The organism is Glutamicibacter sp. NPDC087831 (assembly GCF_044742845.1).
Taxonomy (GTDB): domain Bacteria; phylum Actinomycetota; class Actinomycetes; order Actinomycetales; family Micrococcaceae; genus Glutamicibacter.
Map to the genome: position 1 here is coordinate 601,053 of NZ_JBIUVH010000002.1, position 13,554 is coordinate 614,606.

Here is a 13,554-nt window from a genome sequence, read left to right on the forward strand (position 1 = left end):
CTTTCACGTGGAACGATGAACTTGGGAAATCCACATGGAAGGCGATTAGGCTTGTCTTATGCAACAACGGCCAGAGTACATGAACCCCTATTCGGCTCCGCGGCCCAAGCAACGCGTCTTCAACGCCGGGCAATTCACCAAGGGCGACTTCTGGACAGTTCTTGCCTACCTCGTCTTCTTTGTCGGGGGCGCAGCAGGCCTCGTCGGCTTGATCCCTGGCTACATGGGCGCCTTCTCCACCCAGGAACAGGCGCTGTTCGGGATCAACCTGATCCTGTATGTCACCTTCTTCATTCTCGCGATGATCCAGTGCGGTCCGCAGTTCTTCGAGTCGTTCAAGACCATGCGCTACCACCCCTGGGCCAAATGGCTGATGCTGCCCGGTGGCTGGTTCCTGACCATCATGGCCAACGGAATCATCGCCGCCTTGACGGGCCAAGCGGCCACCAGCGAGAACCAGGCGGCCCTGGAATCCATGGCCGGAACGGTGCCGCTGCCGGTCATGCTGGTGGTCACTGCGCTCTTCGGCCCATTCGTAGAGGAATACCTGTTCCGCCATCTGCTCATTGGCAAGCTTTCACGCAAGCTCAACGTCTGGATTTGCGCACTGATCTCCACGGTGCTGTTCGCCAGCATCCACTTCATTGGCGCGGGCATCGGCTCTTGGCTGGAAGTCGTGCCGTACTTCATGCTGGGCGTCATGATGGGTGTTGCCTACATCCTCAGCGGCAAGTCGCTGGCCTACTCCTACATGCTGCATGTCATTAACAATGCAGTAGCGTTGCTGGTGGTGTACCTGATCTACCCGCTGCTTCCTGTGGGAGCCTAGGCAGTGGCATTTACCGGACTCGAACCGAACACCCCCGCCTATCGGGGCATGCTGCTGGCGCTTTTTGCCGGCGGCGTTGCCACGTTCTCCCAGCTCTATGCGGCGCAGGGGCTGCTGCCGGTGATCGCCGGCTATTTCCACATCACCTCTTCGCACACGGCACTTGCCGTTTCATCAGCGACCCTGGGGCTGGCGTTGGCCGTGACTCCATGGGCCATCATTTCCGACCGCGTCGGGCGCCGCAAGGTCATCAGCATCGCCCTGATCTCTTCGGTTGCCCTGGGACTGCTCAGCTGCCTGTCGCCAAGCTTCGAGTTCCTGGTGGCGATCCGGTTCTTCGAGGGAATTGCCTTGGCAGGTGTTCCCGGCTCTGCACTGGCCTTCCTCGTTGACGAGGTCAATCCGCGAGCCGTTGCCGTGGCCAGCGGCACCTATATCTCCGGCACCACCCTTGGCGGGCTGGCCGGACGCTTGGTCGCCAGCTTTGTCGCAGACCCCGCCGGTTGGCGCTGGGGGGTCGCGGCAGTGAGCATCATGGCCGGCCTGGCGACGCTCTTCTTCCTGTTCAAGGCGCCCAGCGCCCAGGGCTTCGACCCCATCCACGGCCAGGACCTGCGCAGCATCGCCAAGAAGTTCGCACATGCATTGCACGGCAAGATGGCACTGGTCTACGCCCAGGGATTCTTGCTCATGGGCGGATTCGTGGCCGTCTACAACTACCTGGCTTTCCGGCTGGAAGCACCGCCCTACCTGATTCCGGCTTCGTGGGCGGCACTGGTCTTCTTGGCCTACCTTTCTGGAACCTATACCTCGGTGGCCAGCAGCAAACTCGTCGCCAAGGCTGGACGGCGAAATACCCTGCGCATCAGCATTCTCACCAGCGCCCTGGGCTTGCTGCTGACCCTGGCCGGGAACCTGGTCGTGATCATCAGCGGGTTGCTGATCTTCACCGCTGGCTTCTTCGCGGCCCACGCGGTCGCCAGCGGGTGGGTGCCGGTGCTGGCCACCGGAGCCAGGGCACAGGCCTCCAGCCTGTACAACTTGTTCTACTACGTGGGCTCGTCACTGCTTGGCTGGCTCATCGGCATCCCCTTCATGCACTACGGCTGGGCCAGCGTCGTGCTCTGCGTTGGCGCGTTGCAGGTGGTTGCCCTGATCCTGGCTTCCTTGCTCTCCAAAAGGGACCCATCCCTTCGCGGATAATTCATATTCCGCATTCGGAATACTCAACTTTGCGCGGAATATCAGGTCAGATGGTCGAATTCTCCTGATACCCACCTGGCATAGCGTTCCGCAGAGAACTGGACCACCCGGTGGGCATCGGCCTGGATGCGGGCCGCGAAGTTGTTGTAGAGGCGGTCGAACTTCACCGGCTCCAGATCCTTGGCCATGCGCCGCACCACGGCAGCCGAGAGCGGGATGCGGTTGGGGTAGCTGCGCAAGAAGGTCGCATTGCCATCGGCCACGGGGAAAACCGCGTCGCCAGCCAGCAGGACTCCGCGGCCATCGGCCCCTGCTTCCCAAACAGCCGCAGTGCTGCCCGGGAAGTGGCCGCCGAGCTGCATCAGCCTGATCCCGGGCAGCACCTCAAAAGGCTGGGACCAGGTCCTGACGGCGGCTGAGGAATACTGGACCCACTGCGCATCTTTCTCGGCGACAAGGATCGGCGCATTACCCAGCGCCTGGCTGTATTGCTGCTGCACCCCGTACATGTGCGGATGGCTCGCCACAATGGCCGCCAGCTTTCCGCGGCTATCCAGCCAATCAATGATTTCTCCGGTAATCAGCCCGGGCACGTCGAAGAGCAGGTTGCCCGCGGTGGTCTCCACGAGCAAGGAGCTTTGGCCTATGCCGATTTCGGGAGAAGCAATCGCATTCAGTCCCGGCTCCAGCGAAGTGATCGTCAGCTGGTGGCCGGCTGCTGCCAGGTCTTCGGTGCGCACCCAACGCTGGATTCCGCCCGGAATGTACTGGCGTTCATCGGCGCAGATGGGGCAGGTGCCGGTGGGTTGCGGGCCAGGCGGGAACTCCACGGCGCAACCCGCGCATTGCCAATGGCCAATATGTTCTTGTCCCATGGGAAACCTGTTTTCTGGTGGCGGTGCTGGCTGTGCCCTGCTTGCTTCCAAACCTAGTACTCGCTCCGGACGCAGGAAAGAGGACTGCACCGGGAATCCTCCTGCGCGCAAGCAAATGGTGAAAGTCCACTCTGCTTCGTAGAGTTGAGGTTGTGAATCCTTCAACCCCCACCGAATCCCCGCGGAGCTTGGCCTGGCAGATCCTTGCCTTGGCCGTTCCCGCCTTGGGCGCTTTGATCGCCGAGCCGCTGTTCTTGATGGCCGATTCGGCCATCGTGGGCCACCTTGGCGTGGCCGAGCTGGCCGGCGCCGCACTGGGCACCACGGTGCTGCACACAGCGGTGGGGTTGATGATCTTCTTGGCCTATGCCACCACGCCAGCTGTAGCCAGAGCCCTGGGTGCTGGCAATCCCGGCAAGGCCATGGCGGCGGGCCGTGATGGCATGTGGTTTGCCGTAGTCCTCGGGGTGGTGCTGTCGCTGCTCGGATACTTCAGTGCCGATCGGCTTGTGGGCTTGATGGGCGGCGAAGGGGAAACCGCTGGATTCGCCGTCGATTACATCCGCTACTCGATGCCTGGCCTGACCGCGATGCTGCTGGTCCTGGCAGCCACCGGCGTGCTGCGTGGCATGCAGGACACGAAAACACCGTTGATCGTGGCCACCGCTGGCTTCGGATTGAATATCGTCCTGAACTTCGTGCTGGTCTACTGGGCCGATATGTCCGTAGCCGGTGCCGCGCTTGGCACATCGATCGCCCAGTGGATGATGGCGGTGGTGTATTTGTGGATGATCTTGCCAAGAATCCGCAAGCAAGGAATTTCCATGGCGCCGAGCTGGTCCGGGTTCATTTCCACCGGGCAAGTCGGTTCCTGGTTGATGCTGCGCAACCTGAGCATGCGCGCGGCGTTGCTCCTCACGGTTCTTGTCGCCACCAACGCCGGCACCCAGACACTGGCAGCGCACCAGCTGGTCTTCACGATCTTCAGTTTCCTGGCCTTTGCACTGGATGCGTTGGCTATTGCGGCCCAGGCCATGATTGGCCAGGAGCTGGGCCGCGGGGATGCAGAGCAGGTCCGCAAGCTCACCGGGATCATGAGCCGCTGGGGCATCTGCTTCGGCGTGGTAACCGGGATCCTGCTGCTTGCCACCTCGTGGGTCTTCCCGATGATCTTCACCCCGGATGAGCAGATCCGCCAGCTGACCACCGTTGGGCTGTGGGTGCTGGCATTGTCCCAGCCGTTGTGCGGTTTGGTGTTCGTGCTGGACGGCGTGCTCATCGGTGCGGGGGATGCCCGCTATCTCGGGTTGGTGGGCATAGCCAACCTTGTTCTCTACGTGCCGATGCTCTGGGCGGTTCAGGTCTTTGCCAAGGATTCCACGTCAGCGATTTTGTGGATCTGGGTTGCTTTCGCCATCGGCTACATGGCAGCTCGCGGCGTGAGCCTGTCCCTGCGTGCCAGGAACAGCGCTTGGATGCGGTTGGGCAGCTGAACCCAGGCCACCGGGCCGCTCGCCAGCGATTACCCTGGAGCTTCATCGCTTGGGCGGCAATCTCATGGGCGACCGCATGGGTGCAGTGAACTGGTCGTGCCTCGGCCACCCGGATCCGGGCTGGGCAACGACTAGTGCGTTGGACTGAGGGTGCGGCCGATACCGGTACGGGTCATTGCCGTTTCCCGGACGAGGGTCTCGCGTTCGGTGCCTTCGAAGATGTTCTCGCGGACCACGAAGAAGTCCACGTCCCCTGGCTGGCGGAATTGTAGGAGGTTGCCCCACTGCGCCGAAGAAGATCGCGTCGTGCCCGCCAAGCTTCTCACTCCGGTTATCGGGCATCATCTACCGGCGAGCACGGCGATGCTGTGTGCCTGCCCATGATGCATCAATGGTTGGCCGCTAGTGATGTCCCAGCATGGCTCGGCGGATGGATTCCAGATGCAGCGTCATGGCCTCGGCGGCCGCTGAAGGATCTGAATTCTGTATGGCGGCAAAGATCGACTGGTGCTCGGCCAGCTCGTCCGATTGGGACATGTATGGCTGCATGGAAGGCAACACGTAGTGGGCTCGGGCGGTTTGCGTGAAGCAGTTCTCCAAGCTGTCCACAATGCGGGAGTTGCGCGATGCCGCGGCCAGTTCGCTATGGAAGCACTGGGCGGCATGCATGGAGGCAATGGGGTCGGAGACCGCCAGCTTTTGCTGGGCTTCAAGGTGCCCGGCCAGGGAAACTACAAGCGCTGCCGAATGCATGCTGGCTACCTGCCCCGCCACATGCGGTTCGAGCAAGCTGCGCAGTTCCAGGACTTCATAGACATCATTCATCGAGATGGCGCGAACCAGATAGCCCTTCTTGGGCAGCACCTGCAGCAGGCCCTCGCTGGTGAGCTGGCGCAGGGACTCGCGCACCGGGGTCTTGGAGACCTCGAACTCCTGGGCCAGTGCCGGTTCGATGATCAGGCTTCCCGGGGCAAGTTCCCCGCGGTTGATGCGTTCGCGCAAGGTGAGCGTGAGCTGTTCGGAGAGCGAGCTGGCCATGGTTTTCCGATTCCTAAGGGGCGTAACTTGGCGACCTGATCTAGCTATCGCTCTGGGCAACACTCTAGTCTGGGATGAAATATATTTCAGGTATCTTACGGAACACCACTTTATCGCAAGGACTACGACTGTGCCGATCACCCAGAACTCTGCCAGCACGCAGCAAGCGCGCAACCGGCGCCGGGCCCTGTTCGCCTCTGTCTTCGGCACGGCCATTGAATGGTACGACTACGCGCTGTATGGCGCGGCCGCATCGGTGGTGATCGGTCCGCTGTTCTTCGCCGGAGCCGGAGAAGCGGCGGCCTCGATCGCGTCCTTTGCGACCTTCGCGGTGGGCTTCGTGGCCCGCCCGCTGGGCGGTGTGCTCATCGGCCACCTGGGGGACCGGTTCGGGCGCCGCCCGGCCATGCTGCTCTCGGTCATCCTGATGGGCATCGCCACCGTGGGCATCGGCCTGCTGCCGACCGCGCAGACCTGGGGCGTGTGGTCCGTGGGCCTGCTGGTGCTGCTGCGCCTGATCCAGGGATTCGGCGCTGGCGCGGAACTGACCGGTGCCATGACGCTGGTGGCCGAATACGTGGAGCCGAGAAAACGCGGGTTCTACACCTCGCTGGTGCTCTCCACCCCGCCGCTGGGCATCGCCCTGGCCACCGTGTGCTTCTTCCTGGTCTCGCTGGCCGGTGACGAGGTACTGCTCGGGTGGGCCTGGCGCATCCCATTCCTGGTCTCGGCACTGCTGTTCGTCGTGGCCATCTACATCCGCAACAAGCTGGAAGAGACCCCTGACTATGCCGCCGCCATGGCCTCGGCCCGTGCCGAGCAGCAGCAGGCCAAGCTCCCCATCGTGCAGGTTTTCGCCGCGCACTGGCGCCGCGTGGCCCTGGGCTTCCTGGCCATCACCGGGCATAACGCGGTGAACTACATCCTTGCGGTCTTCGCGCTGAGCCTGATGGTCACCAGCGGCATGGAACGCAGCCATGCGTTGCTGGCGGTCACCCTGGGCTCCTTGGTCTCCGTACTGCTCACGCCGGTGGGCGGCTGGCTGGCCGATCGGTTCGGCGCTTCCAAGGTGCTGGCGGCGGGAAACATTTCAGGCTTGGTCCTGGCTTTCCCGATCTTCGCACTGATCTCCACCGGCGAGTTCGCCTTCGGATTCCTGGGCATCGCCGCCGGCTACGCGCTGGTGATCCCGTGCACTTCCGGTGCCCAAGGGGCCTTCCTCACCGAGCTGTTCCCCGTCTCGGTGCGCTTCTCCGGGATTGCCATCGCGCGCGAACTGAACGGCGCCATCGTCGCTGGGCTCTCGCCGCTGATTGCCGCTGCGCTCTTGCAGACGGGCAACGGCTCCATCGCGATGCCAGCGGGATACCTGGCGCTGTGCTGCCTGTCCTCGGCCATTGCAATCTTCATCGGCACCCGCGCAAGCTCGCGCACCCTGTACTAGACCGGCAATTTCTACCGAAGTAAAGGAACAATCCATGGGTAATCTCAAGCGCCAACTGCCCGACGTGGCCGAACTGGTCAGCCTGATGAAGTTCAAGCTCCCCTCCACTAGCCCTCGCGCCGCCCGCCTGGCCGGTGCCGCCGACATCTGGGATCTGCGCAAGATCGCCAAGCGCCGCACGCCCGCCGCGGCCTTCGACTATGTAGATGGCGCTGCCGGGCGAGAAATCACAGCGACCCGCGCCCGAGCGGTGTTCGACAACGTTGAGCTGTTGCCGCGAATCCTGCACGGAACCGCGCAGTCGGATCTTTCCACCACCATTGCCGGTGCCCCATCGGCATTGCCCTTCGGCATCGCCCCCACCGGTTTCACCCGCTTCATGCACTCCGAGGGCGAAATCGGCGGCTCGCGGGCTGCCCAGAAAGCAGGGATTCCCTTCAGCCTGTCCACCATGGGCACCCGATCCATCGAGGAGGTCGCCGAGGCGGCACCCGAGGGCCGAAAATGGTTCCAGCTCTATCTGTGGAAGGACCGGGAAAAGTCCAGGGCGCTGGTGGAACGTGCCGCTGCAGCGGGCTATGACACCTTGCTGGTCACCGTGGACACCCCGGTGGCCGGCCAACGCCACCGCGATACCCGCAACGGCATGAAGATCCCGCCGGAATTGACCGTGAAGACCGTGCTCGATGCGTCGTACCGACCCGAATGGTGGTACAACTTCTTGACCACCGATTCGCTGAAGTTCGCATCGCTGTCGGATACGTCGGCAGACCTGCCAACGATCATCAACTCCATGTTCGATTCCTCCCTGGACTTCGAGGATCTGAAATGGATCCGCGAGCTGTGGAAGGGCAAGCTCTTCGTCAAGGGCGTGCTCACCAGCGAAGACGCTGCCAAGGCCCAGGCCGCCGGTGCTGACGGACTGGTGGTCTCCAATCATGGCGGCCGGCAGCTGGACCGCGCGCCGATCGCCTTCGAGGCCTTGGGCGAAGTGCGTGCCGAAGTCGGTGAGGACATGGAAATCATCATGGATTCGGGCATCATGTCCGGCGCGGACATTGTCGCCGCGCTGTGTGCCGGAGCGGACTTCGTGCTGATTGGCCGCGCCTACCTCTACGGCCTGATGGCTGGGGGAGAGGAAGGCGTCAGCCGTGCCATCGAATTGCTGGCCAAGGAAGTGGAAGTGACTATGCAGCTGATGGGCGCGGCGAGCATCGGGGATCTGGACCAGTCTCTGATTCGCCGCCGTGGCTGATGTGATTAACCCCGGGCGAAGTGGCGGTTAGTTCTATGAGCGGTAGAATAGAAATTGTGCCTGCACCAAAAACCACCCCAGTTCAAGCTTCAGATGTTTTCCGCCCGGTCTTCCTGCGCGGCCTGACGGCCCTGGCCTATGCCCTGATGTCGATTTTCTGGATCGGCGCAGATGACAAGGTTGTCACCTACTCGACGGCAGCGTTCCTCGTTGTCACTGGCGTGTTCATGTGGCAGTACGTATCTGTGGAAAGCGCGCCGGAGAAGTCGCGCGCCCCCTACGCGCTGGGTGCGGGACTGATGCTTCTGGCTGGTATTGCTACCATCTTCGTCAGCTCGATTGCCTGGGTCGGCTATGTGGGTGCCTTTGCATTCCTGGCCGGAGGCATTGCCGAGCTCATCGTCTTTGCCAAGCATCGCGAGGCCTTCCCGCCGTTCAGGAACCAGCTGGTTACCGGCGCGGTGGGCGTGATCTTGGCCATTTCGCTGTGCTTCAGCGGTGGCATGGATGCGCACGCATTGTTCGGCCTGATTGGCGGCGGAACTATCGTTCTGGCCGTTTTCGCGCTGATTGCCGCCTTCGGCCATCGCCATGAAATGAAGGCAGCCGCCCCGACCACGATCAATTCGCCGGACCAGGAAAGCAACTAGTCTTTAGGTCTGCAGTAAAAGTAGAAACGGAGTTCCTGGTGGGAAACAACAAGAAGAAGCAACCGTGGAGCCAGTCAATCAAGGGCCCACTGAGCTTCTCGCTGATCCTGGCCATCGTCGCCGGCGTGGTCGGCCTGGTTAGCTCCACCGGCGGATCGCAGAATCCCTTGCGCTTCGATATCGGTTTGGCCTGTTTCGGCATCGCCTTTGTCGCAAGCCTGCTGGTCATCTCGGTGATGACCATGGCCGCCAAGGACAATGATCCTGACCTGGGAAAGGGGACCGGGGTAAACCGATCCTCATCCAACCCGGACAAGAAGTTTGAAGACTGATAATAAAGCTTAGCCACGCGGCATGACGCGCTGGGACTGTCCATCCACAGATAGTCCCAGCGCGTTGTCGTTTGCCGGGCCAATTGATCGAGGCAGGACGCCTCAAGCACGCACCAAGGATTTCAAGTGAGTAGCACGAGTATCTCTGATCAGCATGGCCGCACCCCACTGGGCAAGCAGCTGCGACGGCGCAAGTCCATCCAGGCGATGGCCAACGACGCCGCGAACAACGCCGGGCTCGGGACGCTCAAGCGCTCGCTGGGCGTCACCCAGCTAGTCATGATCTCCGTCGGAGCCACCCTGGGCACCGGCATCCTGGTGATCCTCGGATCTGCCGTTCCGGTCGCCGGACCGGCGATCTGGATCGCCTTCGTGCTGGCCGGCATCACCGCGCTGCTTTCGGCGGTCTCCTATGCCGAAATGGCGGGCATGGTCCCGGTCTCCGGCTCCAGCTATTCCTATTCCTACGCCACGCTGGGCGAAGGCATGGCCTGGGTGTGCGGTTGGTGCCTGGTCTTGGAATACGCAGTTTCCGCGGCAGCGGTGGCGGTGGGTGCCGGCGCCTACGTGAACCAGACGCTGGAGATCTTCGGCCTGGCTTTGCCCCAAGCCCTGGCCGCCGGCCCGGGCGACGGCGGCGTCATCAACCTCTCGGCATTGATCGTGGTCATCTTGGCGACCCTGCTGCTCGTTCGCGGTGCCCGCGAATCGGCACTGGCCAACACCGTTATGGTGATCGTGAAGATCGCCATCCTCGTCTTCTTCGTGGTGGTCGCCTTCACCGCTTTCAATGCCGGGAACTTCGCTCCGCTGCTGCCCATGGGCGCCGCGGGCGTGACCGGGGCAGCGTCCATGGTCTTCTTCTCCTACATCGGCTTCGACGCGGCCTCGACCGCCGGCGAGGAAGCCAAGAATCCGCAGAAGGACCTGCCGCGGGCGATCATGATCGCCATGGTGCTGGTAACCACCATTTACGTGCTGGTTGCCGTAGCTGCCATTGGCGCCCGGGAGTGGAACTGGTTCGCCGAGTCGGAAGCCGCCCTGGTGCAGATTGTTTCCGAAATCACCGGACAGAAGTGGATGGTCTTGGCTTTCGCCCTGGCCTCGGTGATCGCGATCGTCTCGGTGGTGCTGACCACCTTGTACGGGCAGACCCGCATCCTGCTCTCCATGGGCCGCGACGGCTTGATCCCTCGCTTCTTCGCCAAGGTTTCGCCCAGCACCCGTACCCCGGTCATCGGCACCTACGTCACCGGTGCGGTCGTGGCCATTGCCGCCTCGCTGATTCCCCTGGGCCAACTGGCCGAAGCGACCAGCATCGGCACCCTGTTCGCCTTCTCGTTGGTAGGTGTCTCGGTAATGTACCTGCGCAAAACCCAGCCGGATACCCCGCGGACCTTCCGCGTCCCGCTGTATCCGGTGACCCCGATTCTGGGCATCGCTGCCTGCCTGTTCCTGATGTTCAACCTGGCTGGCATCACCTGGCTGGTCTTCGCCATCTGGATGGCTGTGGGAGCTGCGATCTATCTGGGCTTCGGCCGCCGCAATTCGCGCCTCGGCGCCTTGGACGCCAAGGCCTATGAAGCGGAACTGAATCTCTGACACTTTCGTCATGCGCTGGGGTTGCGGGCACTGCGGGCTAAGCTGTGTGGTGGACCACTATCGCAGCTCATGAAGGAAACACCATGCACCAGGAACCGATCAGCACCGCCGACCTCTACGACCAGCATGGGGATGCACTGCAGTCCGTCTCGGCTCAATTCCAGGACTTCGGCGGGCGGCTGTCCTTCCACGGGCCGGCACGTACCGTGAAGTGCCATGAGGACAACGGCCTGGTCAAGGAGATCCTGAGCTTCCCGGGCAATGGCGCAGTGCTCGTGGTCGATGGGGGAGCATCCCTGCGTTACGCCCTGATGGGTGACATGATTGCCGCGAATGCCGAAGCTAATGGCTGGGCCGGGGTCATCATCAGCGGCGCCGTACGCGACCGTGCGGCACTGGCTGAAATGGAACTCGGGATCAAGGCACTAGGCAGCAACCCGCGCAAAACCGTCAAGCGCTCGCACGGTTCGGTGGATGAAGTGATCAGCATCTGGGATGTGAAGGTCCGGCCGGGCGCGATGGTGTACGCGGATATCGACGGGATTCTTGTCGAGAACTAGCCGCTAGCCCATCTAGCTAGGGCTTGTCGCCTGCGCCTTCCCACTCCGCCTTGAATTCCTCGGTGCCCAAAGCCTCCAAGTCCGCGCGGATCTGGACGATTAGCCGCTCAGCTTCTTCGAGGCTGGAGGTTGTCATGCGCAGAAGCACCGAATCATCTTGGCGGGAATGCACGACTACCTGGGGCTCGTTCGCTTCGTACTCTGCATCGCCCAGCGTGGCAGAAGCCAGAGCTACAACCCAACGGGCCGCGGCTTTCAATGGTCCGCTCTCAGCTGCTTCTATCCGTGCCTCGTAATCATCCGAAGCGTGGGTTTCCTGAGTCATGACCTGCCCCTTCCACTACTGCAACTGCCGGTATCCCGGTTGTGTGTTCATCATATGGCCCGGGCAAGGTAAAAGGCGAGGGGCATCGCCCAACGCCATTTTGGCCACGTGCTGGCCACCCATGCAGGAAACCTGATAGCCATGACAGGCGCTCCGCGCTGGTCACGGGCATGGGCGGTGGGCCCGAGGCCACAGCGAGCTACTCGGCCACGCTGCGGCGATGAAGTGCGCAGGGGCGCTGGCCGATCACGGACGAAACTAGACTTGGTGTGCTCAGTGTCGGGGTTCTGGCTAGTCGATACGTTTTCCGGCTTTGCGCGCACGGTAGGCGCGTACGTGCTCGCGGTTGGCGCAGTTGCCGGTATCGCAGTACAGCTTGGAGCGGTTGCGCGACAGATCCAGCAGGGCCGCCTCGCAGTCCTCCGAGGCGCAGATCCGCAGACGCTGCAATCCGCCGGAGCGGATCACTTCCGCCAGTGCCATCGCGGCGTCCACGGCCATGCGGTCGTAGAGCGGGGTGCTGTTGGTGGTGGCGTGCAGGTGGTAACCCAGCGATTCGCTCTTGATCAATTGAGGCTGGGCGTTGGCGTTGCGCAGGATCGCATTGACCCGGAAGACGGATTCTTCTTCGGTACCTATCCAGATGTTCTTCAGCTGGGAACGCAACTGGCGAATGGAGCGAAGCTCTGCCTGGTTGTGCGCGCGGGAGCCTTCGAAATTCTCGGCATCAAGGAACTCATCGAGATCAGCGACGGTGGAGAGCATATCCACGATTTGCACCTCGGTATTCAGAAGGTTCACCACGGACTTCAATGAAGCTTCGATATCTGGGGCAAAGGTCATAATTCGTTCCTGGAAGCTGGGTAGATTGACTGCCACTCAAGCCTAACCGTATCGTCATGCTCATACCCCCATTTGCCCCTGAACGGCGGCATGAAATTCTCCGCGAAAGACTTCAAAGATCCTCATGAGCGACCTGTCTGATTCCGGCCTTCCGGCCGCCACTGCCGGCAGTCCAGTACTGCGTCAAAGCCAGTCCCGGGGGATCTGGATTGCGCTGGCATCCTCCGCGGCCTTCGGGATTTCCGGCTCCTTCGCCAAGGGGCTTTTCGAAGCAGGGTGGAGTCCCACTGCGGCAGTGGCCGCACGCATGGCCGGCGCCGCGCTGGTCCTGGCGATCCCTGCGGTCCTGGCGATGCGCGGCCGCTGGACGTTGCTGCGCACCAACTGGGTGTCGATTGTGCTCTTCGGATTGTTTGGAGTGGGGGCCTGCCAGCTGTGCTATTTCTTGGCGGTGCAGCGCTTGGATGTCGGGGTGGCTTTGCTGCTGGAGTATCTGGCTCCGGTGCTCATCGTGCTGGTGCTCTGGGCCAAGCACCAGAAGCGCCCGTCGGCGGCAACGATCGCTGGCACCCTATTGTCATTGGCGGGCCTGGTGGCGGTGCTGGATCTGACCGGCGCCACGCGGATTGATCCTATCGGCGTGCTCTGGGGCTTGGGGGCAGCGGTGGGCCTGACGGTCTACTTCTTCATTAGCGCCAAGGTCGATGGCGCGCTGCCACCCATCATGCTGTCGGCTGGTGGCATGGCCGTTGGCGCGCTAACCATGCTGCTGGTTGGCGGCTTGGGAATCCTTCCAATGCAGTGGGCCGCCGGCAGCGGATCATTTGCTGGATATGAAACCCCGTGGTGGTTGGCCTTGACCGGGCTGATCCTGATCGCCACCGTGTTCTCCTACACCACCGGGGTGATGGCCGCCCGGGAACTGGGGTCCAAGGTGGCCAGCTTCATCTCGTTGACCGAGGTGCTTTTCGCGGTGCTGTGGGCTTGGCTGCTGCTCTCCGAGCTGCCGGGTGCGGTGCAGCTGTTCGGCGGCCTGCTGATTGTGTGCGGCGTGGTGCTGGTGCGTGTCGATGAACTGCGTGCGGCACGCAAGGGGATCTAAGCG

At 62.4% G+C, this 13,554-nt stretch carries 15 protein-coding genes; 10 read left to right on the forward strand and 5 right to left on the reverse strand.

The features are described 5' to 3' along the window. Positions 1–58 precede the first annotated feature (58 nt). Positions 59–829 (forward strand): lysostaphin resistance A-like protein, encoded by a 771-nt coding sequence (locus tag ACIOJF_RS09290; RefSeq protein WP_402741560.1) that lies wholly within the window; start codon positions 59–61, stop codon positions 827–829. Positions 830–832: 3 nt separating this feature from the next. After that, positions 833–2,032, forward strand: a complete 1,200-nt coding sequence (locus ACIOJF_RS09295) for an MFS transporter (RefSeq protein WP_402741561.1) — start codon at positions 833–835, stop codon at positions 2,030–2,032. A gap of 41 nt (positions 2,033–2,073) precedes the next feature. Here the strand turns inward: ACIOJF_RS09295 and ACIOJF_RS09300 are convergent, their stop codons facing one another. Next, positions 2,074–2,907 (reverse strand): hydrolase, encoded by an 834-nt coding sequence (locus ACIOJF_RS09300; RefSeq protein WP_402741562.1) that lies wholly within the window; start codon positions 2,905–2,907, stop codon positions 2,074–2,076. Positions 2,908–3,059: 152 nt separating this feature from the next. On the opposite strand from ACIOJF_RS09300, the gene ACIOJF_RS09305 reads away from it, so the two are divergent. Continuing rightward, positions 3,060–4,400 carry an MATE family efflux transporter gene (locus tag ACIOJF_RS09305; protein ID WP_332489050.1) on the forward strand — a complete coding sequence of 447 codons (1,341 nt, stop codon included), beginning with the start codon at positions 3,060–3,062 and terminating at the stop codon, positions 4,398–4,400. A 131-nt stretch (positions 4,401–4,531) separates the two neighbouring features. Here ACIOJF_RS09305 and ACIOJF_RS09310 read toward each other — a convergent pair whose 3' ends face one another. Together ACIOJF_RS09310 and ACIOJF_RS09315 are read right to left on the reverse strand one after the other, a co-directional pair. Next, on the reverse strand, positions 4,532–4,717 hold the full coding sequence (locus ACIOJF_RS09310; protein WP_332489049.1) for a hypothetical protein: 186 nt from the start codon (positions 4,715–4,717) through the stop codon (positions 4,532–4,534). 85 nt (positions 4,718–4,802) lie between these two features. Further along, complete coding sequence (locus tag ACIOJF_RS09315; protein ID WP_105656097.1) at positions 4,803–5,438, reverse strand: GntR family transcriptional regulator; 636 nt, start codon at positions 5,436–5,438, stop codon at positions 4,803–4,805. Positions 5,439–5,568: 130 nt separating this feature from the next. Here ACIOJF_RS09315 and ACIOJF_RS09320 point away from each other — a divergent pair, with 130 nt between their 5' ends. The 6 genes from ACIOJF_RS09320 (at position 5,569) to rraA (ending at position 11,281) form a co-directional block, all read left to right on the forward strand. Then, entirely contained in the window at positions 5,569–6,882 is a 1,314-nt protein-coding gene (locus tag ACIOJF_RS09320; RefSeq protein WP_402741563.1) for an MFS transporter, read from the forward strand. A 34-nt stretch (positions 6,883–6,916) separates the two neighbouring features. Next, positions 6,917–8,137, forward strand: coding sequence for an alpha-hydroxy-acid oxidizing protein (locus ACIOJF_RS09325; RefSeq protein WP_402741564.1), 1,221 nt, complete (start codon positions 6,917–6,919; stop codon positions 8,135–8,137). 56 nt (positions 8,138–8,193) lie between these two features. Continuing rightward, positions 8,194–8,787 carry a DUF308 domain-containing protein gene (locus tag ACIOJF_RS09330; RefSeq protein WP_166650860.1) on the forward strand — a complete coding sequence of 198 codons (594 nt, stop codon included), beginning with the start codon at positions 8,194–8,196 and terminating at the stop codon, positions 8,785–8,787. A 38-nt stretch (positions 8,788–8,825) separates the two neighbouring features. Further along, positions 8,826–9,119 (forward strand): hypothetical protein, encoded by a 294-nt coding sequence (locus ACIOJF_RS09335; protein WP_286134039.1) that lies wholly within the window; start codon positions 8,826–8,828, stop codon positions 9,117–9,119. Positions 9,120–9,326: 207 nt separating this feature from the next. Then, positions 9,327–10,721: an amino acid permease gene (locus tag ACIOJF_RS09340; RefSeq protein WP_286134064.1), complete on the forward strand. Its 1,395-nt coding sequence runs from the start codon at positions 9,327–9,329 to the stop codon at positions 10,719–10,721. 83 nt (positions 10,722–10,804) lie between these two features. Then, on the forward strand, positions 10,805–11,281 hold the full coding sequence (gene rraA, locus ACIOJF_RS09345; RefSeq protein ID WP_402741565.1) for a ribonuclease E activity regulator RraA: 477 nt from the start codon (positions 10,805–10,807) through the stop codon (positions 11,279–11,281). Positions 11,282–11,297: 16 nt separating this feature from the next. On the opposite strand, the gene ACIOJF_RS09350 is transcribed toward rraA, so the two are convergent. Both ACIOJF_RS09350 and ACIOJF_RS09355 read right to left on the reverse strand, forming a co-directional pair. Further along, positions 11,298–11,606, reverse strand: coding sequence for a hypothetical protein (locus ACIOJF_RS09350; RefSeq protein ID WP_105656103.1), 309 nt, complete (start codon positions 11,604–11,606; stop codon positions 11,298–11,300). 291 nt (positions 11,607–11,897) lie between these two features. Then, positions 11,898–12,449, reverse strand: coding sequence for a CGNR zinc finger domain-containing protein (locus ACIOJF_RS09355; protein ID WP_105656104.1), 552 nt, complete (start codon positions 12,447–12,449; stop codon positions 11,898–11,900). Between the two features lie 124 nt (positions 12,450–12,573). Between ACIOJF_RS09355 and ACIOJF_RS09360 the strand changes: the two genes are divergently transcribed. After that, positions 12,574–13,551 carry an EamA family transporter gene (locus tag ACIOJF_RS09360; protein ID WP_332595217.1) on the forward strand — a complete coding sequence of 326 codons (978 nt, stop codon included), beginning with the start codon at positions 12,574–12,576 and terminating at the stop codon, positions 13,549–13,551. Positions 13,552–13,554: the final 3 nt, after the last annotated feature.